Source organism: Rhodococcus cerastii (genome assembly GCF_033042195.1).
In the GTDB taxonomy this organism is placed as follows: domain Bacteria; phylum Actinomycetota; class Actinomycetes; order Mycobacteriales; family Mycobacteriaceae; genus Rhodococcoides.
Genome location: NZ_JAWLKF010000004.1, coordinates 441,467 through 459,949, shown reverse-complemented (window position 1 = coordinate 459,949; position 18,483 = coordinate 441,467). Strand labels below are relative to the sequence as shown.

Here is an 18,483-nt window from a genome sequence, read left to right as displayed (position 1 = left end):
ATGACCATCGTGCTCGGAGCAAACCAGTACGGCAAAGCCGAATGCAGACTCGTCCGCATCGACCGCGAGACTCCTCGCCACCGCATCACCGACGTCAGTGTCACCTCGCAGCTGCGCGGCGACCTCGAGGCCGTCCACACCGAGGGCGACAACGCCCACGTCGTCGCGACCGACACCCAGAAGAACACCGTGTACGCCTTCGCACGGGACGGCATCGGCGCGATCGAGAGTTTCGCACTTCGTCTCGGGAAACACTTCACCGGCAACTTCGACTGGATCACCGGTGGACGCTGGGAGATCGAGCAGTATCAGTGGTCGCGGATCGCGAACGGTGAGGACGGACGCGACCACTCGTTCGTCAAGGCCGGCGACGAGAAGCGGAACACGATCGTCACGATCGACGGAGAAGACATCTCCATCGTCTCGGGCATCAGCGACCTCGTCGTGCTCAATTCGACGGCGTCGGAGTTCTGGGGTTACCCGAAGGACCGGTACACCACACTGAAGGAGACCACGGACCGCATCCTGGCCACGTCGGTCAGCGCCCGCTGGCGGTACCTCACCACCGAGCTGGACTTCGACAAGACCTTCGACGACGTCCGTTCCATCATGCTCGACGCCTTCGCGTCCACTCACTCTCTTGCGTTGCAGCAGAGCTTGTTCCAGATGGGTAAGCAGGTTCTCGAAGCCCACCCGGAGATCGGCGAGATCAAGTTCTCGATGCCCAACATCCATCACTTCCTCGTCGACCTCGAGCCCTTCGGACTCGACAACCCCGGTGAGGTCTTCTACGTCGCGGATCGCCCCTACGGTCTGATCGAGGCCACGGTGGAACGCGACGATGCCCCGGACGCGGGCCGCGCCTGGGATACCGTGCCCGGATTCTGCTAGGAGCGAGGCAACATGAAGCTGACGAAGCGCAAGCCGAACAACAACCGTGCGCCGCATGACCCCGCCCGTCCCGAGGACGAGCGTTTGTCGATCGGCAGGTCGTATGTCTATGGATTGCAGCACATCCTGACGATGTACGGCGGAGTCATCGCACCGCCCCTGATCGTGGGCGGCGCAGCGGGACTGACCGGAACCGAGATCGCGCTGCTGGTCTCGGCCGCGTTGTTCGTCAGCGGAGCGGCCACCTTGCTGCAAACCCTGGGAGTGCCTTATTTCGGGGCGAAGTTGCCGCTGGTGCAGGGTATTTCGTTCGCGTCGGTGTCGACGATGGTGGCCGTCGCGAGCGGGCCGGGTGGCTTGAACTCGGTGTTCGGTGCCATCATCGCTGCCGGTGCCATCGGGATCCTCATCACCCCGTTCTTCAGCAAGATCGTGCGATTCTTCCCACCGGTGGTGACCGGCACGATCATCACCGTCATCGGTATATCGCTACTGCCCGTTGCGGTTCGGTGGGCGATGGGCGGTGATCAGCAGGCCGCCGACTGGGGCTCGATGTCCAACATCGGGCTTGCGGCCTTCAGCCTCGTGGTGGTGCTGCTGGTGAGCAGGCTGGTGCAGGGCACTCTCTCGCGCTTGTCGATCCTGATCGGCATCATCGTCGGCACGCTGTTCGCCGTTCTCGTCGGCAAGGCCGATTTCTCCGGAGTGGGCGACGGTGCCATCTTCAGCCTCCCCGAGCCGTTCGCGTTCGGAGCCCCGACCTTCCAGATCGCGGCGATCCTGTCGATGGTGGTGGTCATTCTCGTCATCATGACCGAGACCACCGCGGACATCCTGGCCGTGGGCGAGATCGTCGGCACCGATGTCGATGCTCGACGCGTCGGCGACGGACTGCGAGCGGACATGGTCGCCACCACCATCGCTCCCGTGTTCGGCACCTTCCCGGCCAGTGCGTTCGCCCAGAACGTCGGTCTCGTGGCCGTCACCGGAATCAAGAGTCGTTACGTCGTCGCGGCCGGCGGCTCGGTACTGCTGTTCCTCGGGCTCTTCCCCGTCCTCGGACTGGTGGTCGCCTCGGTGCCGCTGCCGGTACTCGGCGGTGCGGGCATCGTGCTGTTCGGCTCGGTGGCAGCCAGCGGCATCCGGACGCTGTCCAAGGTGGAATTCGAGGGCAACCTGAACCTCGTCATCGTGGCGGTGGCCATCGGCTTCGGCGTCATCCCCATCGCGGTGCCGGGCTTCTACGCGGCATTCCCGGACTGGGTCCACGTGGTGCTCGACTCCGGCATCAGCGCCGCGAGCATCGTCGCCGTCGTGCTGAACATCCTGTTCAACGTCATCACCATGGGTCAGAAACCCTCGCCCTCGGTGGTCACCGCTGCACCGCCGGTGGCGACGCGGCATCACCAGTAGTGTTCTATCGAGATCGGTAGAAGCTACGAGCATGCGAGGTGGGACTGTGGCGGCAGGTGGCGGGGTGCAGTCCGTGGAGCGTGCGTTCGAGTTGCTCGACATCATGGCTGCCTCGGGCGGATCCATCGGGATCAGCGAACTGGCCGAGGGTACCGATCTGCCGATGCCGACGGTGCACCGACTGATCGGAACCCTCGTCTCGCTCGGCTACGTCCGCCGGCTGCCGTCCCGCCGATACGCACTGGGCACCAAGCTCATTCGGCTGGGCGACAGCGCCTCGAAGTTGATCGGCGGATGGGCCAAGCCGTATCTGGCGGAACTGGTCCGGATCACGCACGAGACGTCGAACATGGCGTTTCTCGAGGACGACATGGCGGTGTACGTCGCGCAAGTCCCGTCCGAACACGCGATGCGGATGTTCAACGAGGTGGGTCAGCGCGTGTTGCCGCATTCCACCGGCGTCGGCAAGGCGCTGCTCTCGCAGTTGGACGACGACGCTGTCCGTGCGATCGTCGGCCGCCTCGGCATGGCTCCCCGCACCGTCAACACCATCACCACGCTCGACGCGTTGCTCGAGGACCTCGCGGTGATCCGCGAACGCGGCTATGCCATCGACGACGGCGAGCAGGAAGTGGGCGTCCGCTGCTTCGCCGTACCGGTACTCGGTGCCCCGACCCTCACTGCGATGTCGATCGCCGGACCGACTGCGCGCGTCACCCTCGAATCGGCCGAGCAGTTCGTGCCCCTGCTGATCTCGGCCGCCGAGCGACTGGCGAAAGACCTCGCGAGCAACAACCCAGCACCTTGATGTTGCAGCGCCCTAATCCCGCAACACTTTCGCATCACGCGCGAAGGACTGCACTTCCTCCGTCAACCACACGTGCGCCGGAACAGCGCCACCGAGAAGCTCCCGAGCCAGAGACGGCGAATCCCCGATCGGCACATCGCTGCCCGCAATGATGATGTTGCCGTAGCGCCTGCCCTTGAGCATCGCCGGATCCGCGACGATCGCGAGGTGCGGAAAGACACTGCGAAGAGTCGACGCCTCCTGCTTCGCGAGCGACAGATCCCGGCGGTCACCGCAATTGATGACGTACATGCCGCCGGGCGAGAGGACGCGTCGAACATGCTCGGTGAACTCGGCCGTGAGCAGCGGCTCCGGAGTTGTTGCTCCCGCGAACACATCTCGCACGATGAGGTCGCGACTGTTCTCGCTGAGCGTCTCGGTGACCGCCCGAGCTTCGCCGACGCGGATGCGCAGCAGCGGTGCTCGTGGCAGGTCGAACCATTCGCGCACCAGCTCTGAAAGCTTGCCGTCGAGCTCCACCACCACCTGACGCGCCCCGGGATATTCCGCGGTGAACGAGCGCGCCAGGGTGCACGCCCCGCCCCCGAGGTGCAGCGCCCGCAGCGGAAAGCTCGAATCCCACTGCGCACGAACGAGGCCCGAGATCCAGCGCATGTACTCGAACTCGAGCACCGTGGGGTCGTTCATGTCGATGTGCGAACTCGGGACGTCGTTGACGTTGACGACCCACCCGTCGTCCGAGAACGCGTCACGGACCAATTCACATGTGCCCGAATCGATTTGGAACACTCCGGGTTTCAGGGAGCCGGCCGGTGCCGATGCCCGCTTCCTACCCACGTTGGCCCTCGAGTCTGAAGTCCTCGAAATCGAATCCCGGGGTGACGGTGCAGCTGACCAGGCTCGGTTCGTTGCCCACCGGCCGAGCGCGCTGCCACACGGACGGCGGCACGATTTGCTGCGGAGATTCCGGCCCGACCAGCAGCGAAGTCACTTCACCCGGCTCGGTCCCTGAGCCGCCGAGATCGAGCTGCACCGGACTACCCCGGTGGTACAGCCACATCTCGGTGCCGCGGACGGTATGCCACGCCGACTGCTGACCGGGCATGAGCAGGAACAGGATTGCCGTGCCTGCGGCGCGCGGGCCGGGATAACCGTCGGGCAGAGATGTCTGTGGAATCGTGACCTCGCTGCGCCAGGTCTCCCGGAACCAACCACCCTCGGGGTGGGGTGCGAGGTCGAGGGCCTGAGCCCAGTCGGGCAGCGACGTCATGTACGCAACCCTAGTCAGTCGAAACCTGAACCCGGAACCTGTCGCGTTCGGTGTGCAGGCTCCACAGCTGCTCGGCGAGTGCCTCGGGGCTCTTCTTCGGATCCTTGCCGTCGATGGCGCCACCGATGATCAACTGCGACACCTGGATTCCTTCGCCCGCCAACTCCTCGTTGAGCAGCTGCGCGTATGCGGCCTGGCCTGCGAACGCGATGGAGGTGCCGGTGACCGTACGCCCGGGCTTCACCGCAGAGCCGCCGTTGACGAACAGAATCGTGCCCTTGTTCTCGCCGAGGAACCGCATGCCCGGCAACACCTGATGGACGGCGGCGATCGGTCCGTAGATGGAGAACTCGACCGGCCCGACCATGTCGGCCGGGGTGGTCTCGAGCACGGGCCGCATGAAGTCCTTCTGCGGCAGCGGGCTGTACTGCAGCACCTCGATGGGTCCGAGTGTTTCGGTGACCTGCTCCAAGGCTGCGGCGATCGAGGCCGGATCGCGCACATCGGCGACGAAGCCCTTCGCGGACACGCCGTCGGCGACCAGCTGATCGGCGAGTGCGTCGACGCGGGACTGATTACGAGAGATGAGGCCGACCGAGAAGCCCTGCGCGCCGAACTTGCGCGCGACTGCTGCTCCGAGACCTGCACCTGCTCCGACTATTGCTATCGATGTCATGTCGAATGCAAGGACCGAGGCTCGAAGACTATTCCGACGACCGTCTCGAGCAGGGCCTCCGCAGTCCGATGCAACGCGGTGACATCCCCGGTCCAGCCGAGTACCCGCAGAGCGGCCTCGGCGATTCCGGCCGCGTCCGCCGTCGCGTCCCGGCGGCCGTTCTCCCGATCGGCTCGCGCGTTCACCACGGTCTCCACCAGGCGAAACGGTAGGTCCTCGGTACCCGGCCTGCGCTCGGAATCGAGCTGGACCAACGTGTCCGACGCAATGTCCGCATACAAGCTCATCAGCGTGTACCGATGGTCGCGGAAGGTCTCGAAGCGCTCGCTGCGCAGTTCGGGCAGTAGATAGAGCGCGCCGAGATTCCAGGTGGACGCACCGAGCTGTCCGGCGTCGAAGTAGGCCAGCGCGTACATCTGGGTCGCCGCCTCGGCTCCCGACTGCCGAATGCGCAGCGCGACGGCCAGCGGCGCATCGACCGTGCCGCTGAGCAGCGCGTCGAGTATGTCGTCCTTGGTGGCGAAGTGGTGATAGAGCGAGGCCTGACGCAAACCGACGGCGTCGGCTATGACGCGGGTGGAGGTATTTGTGAATCCGCGAGTGGTGAAGAGCTCGGCCGAGGCGTCGAGAATTTCCTCGCGAGCGGTGTCGCCCGGCCGCTTCTTCGTGCTCAGCCTTGGCCTGCCTGCTCCGGTCATGACTGCATCTTGTCAGGTCGACGTGACGGTGAGATTTCTGTCATCTGATCGAAATAGACGAAACGAGGTTGTTTCACGACGGACACCGCCAGGGAACGGCGGTGCCGAAAACTATCAACTGACAGAAACCCGCCTCGGCGATGCAGCGGGCGGTCACTCACCACCCACCTCGCCCGTAGGAGACTTCCATGAGCTCGACAACACTGCCGGCCCCGGGCTCGGGTTCGGAACCCTCGCCCACCACCGACCATTCCGATCTGGCTTCCCTCGGCTACGACCAGCAGCTGCACCGCAGCCTCGGCAAGTACGCGTCCTTCGCCGCCGGCTTCTCGTTCGTCTCGATTCTCACCACCATCTTCCAGCTCTTCGGACTCGGCTTCAGCTTCGGTGGCCCGGCCTTCTTCCTCACCTGGCCGCTCGTGTTTCTCGGGCAGTTCATGGTGGCCCTGAACTTCGCCGAACTCGCTGCCCGCTATCCCATCTCGGGCGCGATCTACCACTGGTCCAGGCGTATGGGCGGTGAGCTGGTCGGGTGGTTCGCCGGCTGGTTCATGATCATCGCGCAGATCGTCACCGCCTCCGCCGCCGCGATCGCACTGCAGGTCGTTCTCCCCAGCATCTGGGGCGGCTTCCAGCTGATCGGCGAGGACACCGCGCTCACCTCGCCGAGCGGAGCCGCGAATGCCGTTGTGCTGGGCTCGATTCTGCTGGTGCTCACCACCACGATCAACTGCATCGGCGTGAACTGGATGTCGCGCATCAACAGCATCGGCGTCACCTGCGAGATCGTCGGCGTCATCGCGCTGGTGCTGGTGTTCTTCACGCACGCCGAGCGCGGACCACAGGTGGTGTTCGATACCGGAAGTGCCGGAGCCGATCCCGGCTACATCGGTGCCTGGATCGTCTCGGGCCTGATGGCGGCCTACGTCATGGTCGGCTTCGGCTCGGCAGGCGAACTCGCCGAGGAAACCCGCAATCCCCGACGCGTCGCGCCGCGCACCATCCGTCTGGCCCTCTCCGCATCGGCACTGGGCGGTGGCCTGATGATCGTCGGCGCACTGATGGCCGCACCGAGCCTCACCGACGGTCAGCTCGCAACCCAGGGGCTTCCGTACGTCATCGACTCGATCCTCACCTCACCGTGGGGCAAGGTCCTGCTGGTCGACGTCGCCATCGCGGTGTTCATCTGCACCCTCGCCATCCAGACCGCGGCATCGCGGCTGATGTTCTCCATGGCCCGCGACGGACGCCTGCCCGCCTCGACGGCTCTCGCGAAGGTCAACTCGCGCACCGGAACTCCCATCGCACCCTCGGTCCTGATCGGTCTGGCCTGCGTGGCGATCCTGGCCGTCAACGTCGGCAACTCCGCGATCTTCACCACGCTCTCCAGCGTCTGCATCGTGCTGATCTACCTCGCGTACATGATGGTCACCGTCCCGCTGCTGATCCAGCGACTCAAGGGCTGGCCGCACGGCGGCGTGCAACACGACTCCGACGGCCAGAAGCTCTTCACCCTCGGACGCCTCGGCCTGCCGGTCAACATCGCCGCAGTTCTCTACGGCGGCCTGATGGTGGTCAACCTGTCGTGGCCGCGGGCCGAGATCTTCGACCCCACCGGCGAATTCCCACTGCTGCGCTGGGCCGCACCCCTGACCGTCCTAGCCGTGATCGTCGTAGGTATCGCCTGCCTACCCCGCGGCAAAGCCCACCCCAAGCCCGTCACGATCGGAGCCTGAACCAGTATGAGCACGGCAACTGCAACCACCCACTCCGCCAAGGAACACGCACGCTCCCAGGCGACGGTCGCACCGGCACCCACTGCACCGGAGGGCATCTCGGAGCTCACTTGGGCAGAATCGGTCCCCGGCGGCAGCTACACCACCAAGGTCCTCGCTCGCGGAACCCGGCTACGCCTCGTCGACGTCGACGGTGATGCCTGCGCCAATCTGCTGCTCTACCGCGCCGACGCCCCGTGGGAGCGACTCAACACCGCCGACACCGTCAAGGTGCCGTGGCAGGCGTATCTGAGTGCCGGCCATCCTCTGCTCTCGGATCAGGGGCGCGTGCTGGCGACCATCGTCGACGACACCTCCGGCCACCACGACGCCCTGTGCGGCACCACCTCCACCGCTACCAACACCGCGAAATACGGAGTCAGCGGACCACATTCGTCCGCTCCCGCAGGCCGCGAACTGTTCACCCTGGCCGCGGCGAAGCACGGACTGGAACCACGCGACGTCGCACCGTCCCTGTCGTTCTTCCACGGCGTGAGAGTCGACGCCGACGGGGCTCTTGTCGGCACCGGCTCGGCGGGAGCGGGGAAGTCGGTGGACCTGCTGATCCACCTGCCGGTGATCGTGTTGCTGGCCAACACCGCTCACCCGCTCGACCCGAGGTCCGAGTTCCCTACGACGGCCCTCGACGTGCTGGCGTGGCGAGCACCCGAGGAACTACTCACCCTCGACAACACCGAACCGGAATACCAGCGCGCAGTACAGAACACCGAGAACGCATGGAAGGCAGCGCAATGACCGCCAGCACCCTCGAGACCACGATCGTTCGTGACGAGATCGCCCCCGCATTCGGCCCGTGGTCCGCCGTCGTCGAAGCCGGTGACGTACTGACGATCGTCGATCTGTACGGCAATCAAGCCGTCGACACCCTGATGTACGGCGCGCACGATCACTCGATCCGTTACTCCGCCCCCGCCACCGTCACCGCTCAGCAGAACCTGTTCCTGACCACCGGAACCGTTCTGCGCAGCGATGATTCGACTCCGATCATGACGATCGTCGACGACGAGGTCGGCAACCACGACACCGTCGGAGGTGCGTGCTCCAAGGAATCGAACACCCTGCGCTACGGCCACCACACTCAGCATCAGCACGCGTGCGTCGAGAACTTCCTCATCGAGGGATCCAAGTGGGGACTCGGCAAACGGGACCTGGTGCCCAACATCAACTTCTTCATGAACGTCCCCGTCGACGCCGACGGCACGCTCGGCATCGTCGACGGTCTGTCGGCTCCCGGCAAGAAGCTCTCCTTGCGTGCCGAGATCGACACGCTGGTACTGGTGTCCAACTGCCCCCAGATCAACAACCCCTGCAACGGATTCGACCCCACCGCGGTGCGGATGATCGTGACGCGAGAGCCGGGCGGTCGAGCATGAACGCGACCAAGATGACCGTCCAGCGACCCGGCATGATCACCACCGTGCAGGACTGGCCGGGTCGCATCGGGTACTGGAAGGTGGGCGTACCGCCGTCGGGGCCGATGGACGACCTGTCGTTCCGGCTCGGCAACGTCGCGCTCGGCAACCCCGAGGGTGCCCCGGGCCTCGAATCCACCATGGCCGGGCCGGCATTGACGTTCGACGCCGACACCTACGTCTGCGTCACCGGCGCAGCGGTACCGGTTCGCATCGACGGCCGATCGGCCGCGCAGTGGAAGCCGGTGCTGGTTCCCGCCGGCGCCACCCTCGATGTCGGCACCACCACCGGGCACGGGCTACGGGTCTACGTTCTGATCCAGGGCAGCCTCGAGGTCGACGACTATCTCGGCAGCGCAGCAACGTTCACTCTCGGTAAGTTCGGTGGACATCGCGGCGGCACCCTCGGTGAGGGCGACGTCATCGGCCTGGCCGGACGCTCGGACAACTCCGAGATTCTCGGTCCGATACCGATGGAACACCTGCCGGTGCTGACGTCGAACTGGGACATCGCCGTCACCGAGGGCCCCCACGGCGCACCGGAGTTCTTCACCCGCGAGGACATCGACACCCTCTACGCCACCCGCTACGAGGTGCACTTCAACTCCGATCGCACCGGGGTCCGGCTCATCGGGCCGAAGCCGCAGTGGGCTAGGACCGACGGCGGCGAAGCCGGACTGCACCCGTCCAACATTCACGACAACGCCTACAGCGTCGGCGCACTGGACTTCACCGGCGACACCCCGATCCTGCTCGGACCGGACGGCCCGAGTCTGGGCGGATTCGTCTGCCCCGTCACCGTTATCGCCGCCGAGCGGTGGAAGCTCGGCCAGCTCCGCCCCGGGGACACCATCCGCTTCGTACCGGTGCGAGCCGCGGCCACCGCGCCGTTGGGATCACTCGGACTCGCTCGGCGCGCTTCTCTGCCTGCAGTGTTCTCCGCAGGCGGCGACGGGGACGACGGCGTCCTCGCTCGACGCGACGCCGATACGTGCGTCACCTACCGGCGCTCGGGAGACGACAACGTCCTCGTCGAGTACGGCGACATGAAACTCGACCTGGCCCTGCGTGCCCGAGTCCACGCCCTGCACCAGCGCGTCGAGGCACTCGCCCCGCGCGGGTTGGTGGACCTGACCCCGGGCATCCGCTCGTTGCAGGTGAAGGTGAATCCCGATGTGCTGTCCATCGATTCGTTGATGGGTCTGCTGTCCGAGGTGGAGGACGATCTTCCCGCGGCCTCGGAGCTCGTGGTTCCCAGCCGCCAGGTTCGGCTTCCGCTCTCGTGGGACGACCCCTCGACCCGCGAGGCGATCCAGCGGTACATGCACGGTGTGCGCGCCGACGCTCCATGGTGCCCCTGGAACATCGAGTTCATTCGGCGCATGAACGGACTCGACTCGGTGGCAGACGTGTTCGACACCGTCTTCGCCGCCGACTACATGGTGCTCGGACTCGGCGACGTGTATCTGGGCGCTCCGGTGGCGACACCACTCGATCCGCGACACCGCCTGGTGACGACGAAGTACAACCCGGCGCGAACCTGGACGCCGGAGAACGCCGTCGGCATCGGTGGGGCATACCTGTGCATCTACGGCATGGAGGGTCCCGGCGGATACCAGTTCGTGGGTCGCACCACACAGGTGTGGAACCACAGCGCCGCCTACAGTGACGGCCCGTTCGAGGAGGGCACCCCGTGGTTGCTCCGGTTCTTCGACCGAATCTCCTGGTACTCGGTCGAACCCGAGGAACTGATGGATCTGCGCGCCGATCTGGCGGCCGGCCGCGGCGGCGGCGTGGACATCACCGACGGTGAATTCTCGCTGGCCGAGCACGAGAACTTCCTGGAGACCAACGCGGACTCCATCGCCGAGTTCCGCGCGACGCAAGCCGTTGCCTTCGGTGCCGAGCGCGATGCGTGGTCGGCAGCAGGCGAATTCGATACGACGAAGGGCAAGACCGATGCAGCCTGAGGTGCGAGAGCGAGTTCTGCAGGCCTACAAGCGGATCGCCGAGGTGGATCGGCCCGAGGTCTGGATCACCCTGCGTGACGAGAACGACGTGCTGGCCGAGGCAGTCGCCCTCGAGGAGGCGCTCGCGGCCGGTGCGGAGCTACCGCTCGCGGGCACACTGGTCGCGGTCAAGGACAACATCGACGTGGCCGGTCTGCCCACCACCGCGGCCTGCCCCGAGTTCGCCTACACCCCTTCGGCATCTGCTGTCGCCATCGAACGACTGACCAGCCAGGGCGCACTGATACTGGGCAAGACCAACCTCGACCAGTTCGCCACCGGATTGGTCGGCACTCGCAGCCCCTACGGCGCGGTGCGGTGTGCCTGGGATCCCACGCTGGTCTCGGGAGGCTCGAGTTCCGGGTCCGCCGTCGCGGTGGCACTGGGCATCGCGGACATCGGAATCGGAACCGACACAGCAGGATCGGGTCGAGTACCCGCAGCCTTCCACGGAATCGTGGGCATCAAGACCTCACTGGGTATCGTGCCGAACACCGGTGTCGTTCCCGCCTGCGCCGACTACGACTGCGTCACCGTCCTCGCCCGTGATCTCGACAGTGCCACTGCGGCCATGAAAGTCATGACCGGCCCGACTGCCACCGATTCCCGCAGCCGGGCCTGGCCCGCCGACGTCGGACTGGCCGCATCCCCGCAGCCCCGTGTGGCCGTCCCACGAGGTGAGGATCTGACGTCGCTCAGCCCGGCGTACCGTCGAGCATTCGAGGAGACGGTCGCCGGCCTGGCCGACAAGGGAATGTCCTACGCCGAGGTCGACATCTCGGCGCTGCTCGACGCGGCGACACTGCTGTACGACGGAGCGATTGTGGCGCAGCGCTATTCGGCCGTGGGGGAGTTCCTCGACACCGCGCCTGCCGGTGCCGATCCCACGGTGGCCGCGATCGTCCGCTCGGCCGCAGGGCCGTCCGCGCACCGATACGTGGATGATCTCGACACCCTTGCGCGAACGAAGACAGCAGCCCGCACATTCCTCAGCGAGTTCGACGGCCTGCTGTTACCCACCACCACCGAACATCCCACTATTGCAGCGGTGCAGTCGGATCCGATGAGCATCAACCGGCGACTGGGTACGTTCACCAACTTCTGCAACCTGCTCGACATGGCCGCAGTCGCCGTTCCCGGAGCTCCGACGGCGGACGGCACTCCGTTCGGAGTCATGGTCGTCGTACCCGCGTTCGAGGATCAGATCGCAATCGACCTGGCGGCACAGTTGAGCGGAATCGAGTCACCGTCGTTGATCGACGACGGCATCGAGGTACTGGCCGTCGGCGCACATCTGCGCGGTTTTCCGGTGCATCACCAGTTGACCGATCGCGGTGCGCGATTCAGCGGCGAGGTGACGACCACGGCGGACTACCGGCTGGTGGATCTGCACACCACCCCGCCCAAGCCCGGCCTGATACGGCGGGCAGGCGACGGCGCTCCCATCTCCGGAGAGCTCTATCGCATGTCCGCTGCGGCGCTCGGGACCTTCCTCGCGGGGTTGCCCGCGCCGATGGGTCTGGGTCCGGTCGAATTGTCCGACGGTCGCTGGGTCACCGGATTCTGCTGTGCGCACGACGCGGCCGAGGCGGGAACCGACATCACCGAATTCGGCGGCTGGCGCGCGTACAGAGCTCACGCCGGGACCGGTTTGCCCCCGTCGGTCGCCACTCGTACCGCGAGCAGCCCGAGCACCGTGCCCATGACGTAGCGCTGCACCCGCAGCCACGTCGGGCGAACGGCGAGGAACCGCGCGATCGATCCGGCGAGCACCACGATCGCCAGGTTGACCGCTACGGCCACGGCGATCTGCACCCCGCCGAGCGTGAATCCCTGCAGCAGAATGTGTCCCGCTGCAGGGTCGACGAATTGCGGGATGACCGAGATGTACATGATCGCGATCTTCGGATTCAGCAGGTTGGTCACCAAGCCCGTCGTGAACAGCCGGCGGTTCGAATCCTGTTGCAGCTCGGTCGGTTCGAATGCCGACACCGTCCCGCGCACGGCCTGCACCGCCAACCAGGCGAGGTAGGCCGCGCCGGCGAGCTTGACCGCCGTGTACAGGGCGGGCACGGCCGTGAACACCGCGGCCAGGCCGAGATTGGTGGCCGTCAGATAGATCAGGAATCCGATCGCGACGCCGGCCAGCGATACGAATCCCGCCCGTCGGCCCTGCGAAATACTGCGCGAGACAAGGTAGATCATGTTCGGCCCCGGCGTCAGAACCAACGCGAGAGCCACTGCGAACACACCGAGAACTGCGGAGTACGAGACCATGCGGTCAAGACTTCACGTCTACCGGCCTGCAGGAGAAGAGCCAGTTACGGTGTCGTGGTTCCCTTATCCGGCACGCACTGCCGAGGCCACCGCGGCACCGATCGCCGCCATTCCCGCCGCCGTCGGATGCAGGGGTGCCGCAGGATTCTGCGGGACGACCCCCTCGAAGTACCGCTGATCGGCAGCCACGCACACGTCGTGGCCGACACTCAACGGCTCGGTGTCGACGAACTCTGCACCGTGTTCTTCGGCCTGGGTCTGCAGGGCGTCGTTCATGGCGGTGATGCTGCCCTGGATGTAGTCGGCGTCCTCGGGCAGCATGGGTTGAGTGGGGAAGCAGCCGCCGTCCGGCAGATAGGTGCCGTAGCCGACGACCAGAATTCGAGCATCGGGCGCACGCTCGCCCACCGCGTCGAGCATGGCACCCCAGCTGGGGGCCTTGTCTTCGATGGCAGCGGCGACGGTATCCACGCCACCTGCGGTGAGCCGGTCCTTGCAGACGTTGGCGGCGGAGGTGTCCGCGAAGGTGAGGCATTGCACGGCTGTCGAGACCAGCCCGATGTCGTTGCCGCCGATCGTGACGGTCACCAGATCGGTTTCAGGGGTCAACGCGTCGAGTTGCACAGGAACCTCACCGCTGGAGGTTTCCTGCGGAGTGGAGAGGATGTTCTCGGTGACGGCACCCGAGCAGGTGACGTCGACGAACGAGCCGACCGCCAGATCCTCGGCGAGTACGTGCGGGTAGTTGGCATCGGACTGCTGGCATCCCGGTACGCCGACCTGGTTGGGGATTCGCGGGCCCGATGCGGCCGAGTCACCCAACGCGACGTAGTTCACCGAAACCGGGGCCTCCGACGGCTGAGCGGGCGCTTCCGATACCGAAGACTCCGACGAACAGCCCGCCAGTACGCAGGCGGACACAGCAAGACCGACGAGAATTCCCTGGCTCCTCACAGCTTCGACGCTACAGCTGCCGGTAACCTCGACCGGGTTGTCCAGGACAGAGCGTCCATCGCATCGAACAGAGGAATTTTCATGATCACCGCGTTCATCAACCAGATCCTCGGCGGCTTCGGCTCCATTTCCGCTGGCAGCAGCGGCTTCGAGCTGGCACCGGGAACGCTGCCCTTCGGGCTGTAGAGACCTCCGGAACGCCCGCCCGTGCGGGGCCGACGATTGCATCGGTTCCGCGCGGGTACCCCGGGGTCATGACTACCCACAACAACGACTCGAAGAACGACGACACCGCTCCCGACGCCAAGGAAGACGTGACCTCCGATCCGGCCGCGGCGGCGGAAGACAACGATTGGTCGAGCGAAGGCGGAGCGATCGAAACCGGTCCCGCGACCGACGACGAGCGAACCGACAGCAACTAACCGATCAGACGGCGGGGAGCGGCCCGCAACGTGCGGACGTCGCCGTCGGCGACTATATGCTCCACCGTCTCGCCTCGGGTGCGCATCGACTCGCCGACGGTGAAGCTCACGCGAGCGTCACCGAGCCAATCGACGCCGACGACGATTCCCACGGTCCCTTTGGGAATTCCGCTACGCCATCGCACATGTCCCAGGTTGCGGACCGTGATCACGGTCTCGCCGATCTCGAAGTGCCCCACACGCCCCCCCGGCTCGATTCTTACCGACCAGTAGACCTCGAGTGAACGCCCTGTTCAAGCGGTAGATCCGCGCTTACATCGACCGCTGGCCGCCTCGATGCCAGTCGGCACGATCACAATTCGGCACTAGGCCGGGTATGGGCGTTCGATCCCGTCGTGCGGTATTTTTCGATTCCACCATTTGCTGTTGTGGCAAGTTTTCTTGCCAACTGTTGGGCTGTGTCGGACACTCTCCCCATGACTACAGACACCGATCGACACACTCCGGTCGACGCGATCATCGTCGGCGGCGGAGTCGCCGGACTCAGCGCCGCCGTGGCCCTCGGCCGTTCCCGACGATCCGTCGCGATCATCGACGCGGGCGATCCCCGCAACGCTCCGGCAGCGCATTCACACAACTACCTCACCCGCGACGGCGAGTCGCCTCTCGAGCTGGTTCGCCTCGGCCGAGACGAGGCGCTCCACTACGGCGCACGCATCGTCGAGGGTGTCGCGACGTCCGCGAGTCGAACCGAAGCCGGGTTCGAGGTGACTCTCGCCGACGGTTCCGTCGTCCGCGGACGCCGCCTCCTGGTCACCACCGGCCTCACCGATGTACTGCCCGACATCCCCGGCCTCGCCGATCGGTGGGGGCGCGACGTACTGCACTGCCCGTATTGCCATGGCTGGGAGGTACGCGATCGCAGGATCGGCATCATCGGCAGCGCCATGATCGGACATCAGGCACAGATGTGGCGTCAGCTCACCGAGCACGTCACGGTGTTCGCCCACACGGCAACACGATCGGCCACCCAAGAACGCGAGCGACTTGCCGCACGTGGCATCGAGGTCGTCGACGGGGAGATCGCTCGGGTCGATGTCGAGGGCGACGCGATCGTCGGAGTGACGCTCGCGAGCGGCACGCAGATCCCGGTCGACGCATTGGTCGTCGGACCCAACTTCACCTCCCGCGCAGACGTCCTGTTGTCGCTGGGGCTGGCCACGACCGAGATGGTCATGAACGACCATGTTCTCGGCACGTACGTCGAGGCCGACCCCGTCGGTGCCACATCCGTGCCCGGCGTGTGGGTTGCGGGCAACGTGTCTGCACCGATGGACACCGTCGTGGCGGCGTCCGCGGCCGGAGTCAAGGCAGGCGCGGCGATCAACGGTGACCTGATCGAGGAGGAGGTTCGCCTCGCCGTCGAACAGGCGAAGGCCATCGCCTCCTGAATGCCCGGAGACTGGCGCCTGTGCGCTGTCACAACATCTGTTGAGCTTCTCCGGCCTCCGGGTCGTCTTCGGCCCCGTGTGCGCTGCGCAAAGACGTATATTCACCCATGGAGGCGCCGCGAACAGGCACGCGAACGCTACGAGCGAGAAGGAAGTAGGTCCTTCGATGAATACGAAGGTCGCTGCGCCCTTCGCCATGCACACCGTACGAACCGTCGGCCTGGGTGCAGTGGTCGTCGTCGCGGGCACCGTCTTCGTTCTCGGCGACGCCGGAGTGCGGGCCGGTGTGCTGGCCACCGTCGCAGTCGGATCGGTACTGGCCATCAGCGCCGCGATCCGTAGATACCGTCCCGACGACTCTCGATGCTGGTGGGCACTGTTCGGTGCCTCGGTGCTGTTCATGTTCGGGGTCTCGCTCCGCAGCGATCCCACCGCTCTGAACCATTCGTTCCCGCTGCTGCCGGATCTGTTCACCCTGACCGGGTACGCACTCGTCGGGTACGCACTGTCGCGGTGGATTCGAGATCGCCGGTCGATCGACGACATCACTCCGCTCGTCGACGCCGGCCTGATCTTTCTCGGCACCCTGTTCCTGTCGTGGTTGCTGTTCATCTCTCCGGCCCTGGGATCTCCCCGTTCGTCGGCATCGACGGTGTTCAACGGGCTGTATCCGGCGATCGACGCGGCACTGATCACCTTGACCACCTACCTGCTGTTCTCGTCCAAACCCCGTACCCCAGCGCTGCAGTGGGCTCTGATCGCACTCGTCGCGACACTCGTCGGCGACATCTCGTACGCCTTCGCGGCCACCACCGACGACGCGCCGTCCTCGGGATTGCTCGACGGCATCTACCTGTTCGCGTATCTCGCCCTGGCGATGGCCGCCCTGGATCCGTCGATGCGCACCGTCTCCCAGCGGCAGACTCCTGCACCGGCGCACAGCAGCCGCCGCGTCGTGTTCGTGGTGACGCTGCTGGTCGTCTGCGCCACGGTCCCGCTGCTGGGCTCGGCCGTGTCCACCGGAGATCTGATCGTGCGGTCCCTGTTGCTCGCCTCGATCCTGGTGGGGGCCTTCCTGCGCGGCGAACGCGCACTGACCCGAGTGCAGGTCGGCGAGGAGCACGCGAAATACCTTGCCGCTCACGATCTGTTGACCGGCCTACCGAACCGCACGATGCTCGACGAGGAGTTCACCCGGCTCGAGCGCACCGAGACTCCGGGGCGCACGTGCGTCCTGTTCGTCGACCTCGACAACTTCAAGATGGTCAACGACTCGTACGGTCACCGCGTCGGTGACGAACTCATCGTCGCCGCAGCGCGACGCATCCGCGCCGCCGTCGGTGCCGCCGACACCGTGGTCAGGTACGCCGGTGACGAGTTCGTCGTGTTGACCCGCCGCGATCGCGGCGGAGCAGAAGCGTTGGCCCGCCGCATCATCGATCGGACCAACGAGCCGTTCCCTCTGAGCGCCGCAACGGCATACGTCACGGCCTCGGTGGGAATCGCGGACGCGGACCGACTGCACGACGCCATCCGAGAGGCCGACACCGCGATGTATCACGCGAAATCTCTCGGCGCGGCGCGCTACGCGTCCTTCGACGAATCCCTGCGGGCCCGAGCGACATCCGCGATCGAGACCGCCACCGCGCTGCGCGGCGCGATCAGACGCGGCGAGCTCGAGGTGTACTACCAGCCTATCGTCGAGACGACCTCGCGCACCACCGTCGTCTACGAGGCACTCCTGCGCTGGAACTGGCAGGGGCGAGTGCGTACCCCCAACGAGTTCATCCCGATCGCCGAATCCACCAATCTCATCAAGGAAATCGGCGAATGGGTGCTGCGCACCGCGATGTCGGATCTGGTGACACTTCGTTCCAACGGGCAGGACGTCACCATGTCGGTGAACGTGTCCCCGATGCAGTTGCGTGACGATTCGTTGCCGGTGATCGTCGCGCGACTGCTCGACACGTACGGCCTCGACGGAGCAGATCTGGCCCTCGAGATCACCGAGAGCGTGCTGATCGACGACATGGGTACGGCGAAAAGCGTTCTCGACCGACTCGCCGCGATGGGTGTGCTCATCGTTCTCGACGACTTCGGTATCGGCTACTCCTCGTTGAGCAGGCTGCGCGCGATGCCGATCGCACTGCTCAAGATCGACAAGTCGTTCGTCCACCAGATCGGCACTTCGGAATCCGACACGCAGCTGATTCGCGCGATCGTCGCCATGGCGTCGGCGCTGCCGGTGGCCACGGTCGCCGAGGGCGTCGAGACCGAGGAGCAGGCCGCGATCATCGAGGCTCTCGAATGCCGCTTCGCGCAGGGCTTTCTGTTCGGTAGACCGGCACCCGTCGCGCATTGGCTTCTCGAATCTGCCGAGACCCGTGCCGGCAGGTGAGCCGGGTG

The 18,483-nt window shown here is 65.8% G+C and carries 18 protein-coding genes; 11 read left to right on the top strand and 7 right to left on the bottom strand.

Annotation, left to right across the window (positions count from 1 at the left end):
- Genes pucL through R3P93_RS11570 form a run of 3 tightly spaced genes read left to right on the top strand, consistent with a single transcriptional unit; the run spans position 1 to position 3,112 of the window.
- A complete protein-coding gene (pucL, locus tag R3P93_RS11580) occupies positions 1-891 on the top strand; it encodes a factor-independent urate hydroxylase (protein ID WP_149406798.1) in 891 nt (296 codons plus the stop codon).
- A 12-nt stretch (positions 892-903) separates the two neighbouring features.
- Positions 904-2,304 (top strand): nucleobase:cation symporter-2 family protein, encoded by a 1,401-nt coding sequence (locus tag R3P93_RS11575; RefSeq protein WP_317533058.1) that lies wholly within the window; start codon positions 904-906, stop codon positions 2,302-2,304.
- 31 nt (positions 2,305-2,335) lie between these two features.
- Entirely contained in the window at positions 2,336-3,112 is a 777-nt protein-coding gene (locus R3P93_RS11570; RefSeq protein ID WP_188078727.1) for an IclR family transcriptional regulator, read from the top strand.
- Between the two features lie 12 nt (positions 3,113-3,124).
- Here the strand turns inward: R3P93_RS11570 and R3P93_RS11565 are convergent, their stop codons facing one another.
- From R3P93_RS11565 to R3P93_RS11550, 4 genes are read right to left on the bottom strand one after another with little or no spacing between them, the layout of a single operon-like run.
- Positions 3,125-3,949, bottom strand: a complete 825-nt coding sequence (locus R3P93_RS11565; protein ID WP_149406796.1) for a spermidine synthase — start codon at positions 3,947-3,949, stop codon at positions 3,125-3,127.
- Complete coding sequence (locus R3P93_RS11560) at positions 3,942-4,382, bottom strand: cupin domain-containing protein (protein WP_149406795.1); 441 nt, start codon at positions 4,380-4,382, stop codon at positions 3,942-3,944. Before R3P93_RS11560 ends, R3P93_RS11565 begins: the two co-directional genes overlap by 8 nt.
- 10 nt (positions 4,383-4,392) lie before the next feature.
- Entirely contained in the window at positions 4,393-5,058 is a 666-nt protein-coding gene (locus R3P93_RS11555; RefSeq protein ID WP_149406794.1) for an SDR family NAD(P)-dependent oxidoreductase, read from the bottom strand.
- The gene (locus R3P93_RS11550) at positions 5,055-5,756 is read right to left on the bottom strand and encodes a TetR/AcrR family transcriptional regulator (RefSeq protein WP_149406793.1); all 702 of its coding nucleotides are present in this window, start codon (positions 5,754-5,756) and stop codon (positions 5,055-5,057) included. Before R3P93_RS11550 ends, R3P93_RS11555 begins: the two co-directional genes overlap by 4 nt.
- A 188-nt stretch (positions 5,757-5,944) precedes the next feature.
- Between R3P93_RS11550 and R3P93_RS11545 the strand changes: the two genes are divergently transcribed.
- Genes R3P93_RS11545 through atzF form a run of 5 tightly spaced genes read left to right on the top strand, consistent with a single transcriptional unit; the run spans position 5,945 to position 12,684 of the window.
- Positions 5,945-7,492, top strand: coding sequence for an amino acid permease (locus R3P93_RS11545; protein ID WP_068049473.1), 1,548 nt, complete (start codon positions 5,945-5,947; stop codon positions 7,490-7,492).
- 6 nt (positions 7,493-7,498) lie between these two features.
- Positions 7,499-8,287, top strand: coding sequence for an urea amidolyase associated protein UAAP1 (locus R3P93_RS11540; protein ID WP_149406792.1), 789 nt, complete (start codon positions 7,499-7,501; stop codon positions 8,285-8,287).
- Positions 8,284-8,925, top strand: a complete 642-nt coding sequence (locus R3P93_RS11535) for an urea amidolyase associated protein UAAP2 (RefSeq protein ID WP_149406791.1) — start codon at positions 8,284-8,286, stop codon at positions 8,923-8,925. Before R3P93_RS11540 ends, R3P93_RS11535 begins: the two co-directional genes overlap by 4 nt.
- Positions 8,922-10,934, top strand: a complete 2,013-nt coding sequence (locus tag R3P93_RS11530; RefSeq protein ID WP_121871507.1) for a 5-oxoprolinase/urea amidolyase family protein — start codon at positions 8,922-8,924, stop codon at positions 10,932-10,934. Before R3P93_RS11535 ends, R3P93_RS11530 begins: the two co-directional genes overlap by 4 nt.
- Positions 10,924-12,684, top strand: coding sequence for an allophanate hydrolase (gene atzF, locus R3P93_RS11525; protein ID WP_259468088.1), 1,761 nt, complete (start codon positions 10,924-10,926; stop codon positions 12,682-12,684). Before R3P93_RS11530 ends, atzF begins: the two co-directional genes overlap by 11 nt.
- Here atzF and R3P93_RS11520 read toward each other — a convergent pair.
- The gene (locus R3P93_RS11520) at positions 12,609-13,250 is read right to left on the bottom strand and encodes a LysE family translocator (protein WP_121871509.1); all 642 of its coding nucleotides are present in this window, start codon (positions 13,248-13,250) and stop codon (positions 12,609-12,611) included. The genes atzF and R3P93_RS11520 overlap by 76 nt on opposite strands.
- 63 nt (positions 13,251-13,313) lie before the next feature.
- Complete coding sequence (locus tag R3P93_RS11515) at positions 13,314-14,204, bottom strand: SGNH/GDSL hydrolase family protein (protein WP_269596144.1); 891 nt, start codon at positions 14,202-14,204, stop codon at positions 13,314-13,316.
- Positions 14,205-14,458: 254 nt separating this feature from the next.
- Here R3P93_RS11515 and R3P93_RS11510 point away from each other — a divergent pair, with 254 nt between their 5' ends.
- Complete coding sequence (locus R3P93_RS11510) at positions 14,459-14,626, top strand: hypothetical protein (RefSeq protein WP_269596145.1); 168 nt, start codon at positions 14,459-14,461, stop codon at positions 14,624-14,626.
- On the opposite strand, the gene R3P93_RS11505 is transcribed toward R3P93_RS11510, so the two are convergent.
- Complete coding sequence (locus R3P93_RS11505) at positions 14,623-14,865, bottom strand: hypothetical protein (RefSeq protein WP_269596146.1); 243 nt, start codon at positions 14,863-14,865, stop codon at positions 14,623-14,625. The two genes, R3P93_RS11510 and R3P93_RS11505, sit on opposite strands and share 4 nt — an antisense overlap.
- 237 nt (positions 14,866-15,102) lie before the next feature.
- On the opposite strand from R3P93_RS11505, the gene R3P93_RS11500 reads away from it, so the two are divergent.
- Positions 15,103-16,077: an NAD(P)/FAD-dependent oxidoreductase gene (locus R3P93_RS11500; RefSeq protein ID WP_269596147.1), complete on the top strand. Its 975-nt coding sequence runs from the start codon at positions 15,103-15,105 to the stop codon at positions 16,075-16,077.
- Between the two features lie 166 nt (positions 16,078-16,243).
- A complete protein-coding gene (locus R3P93_RS11495; protein ID WP_269596148.1) occupies positions 16,244-18,475 on the top strand; it encodes a putative bifunctional diguanylate cyclase/phosphodiesterase in 2,232 nt (743 codons plus the stop codon).
- Positions 18,476-18,483 lie beyond the last annotated feature (8 nt).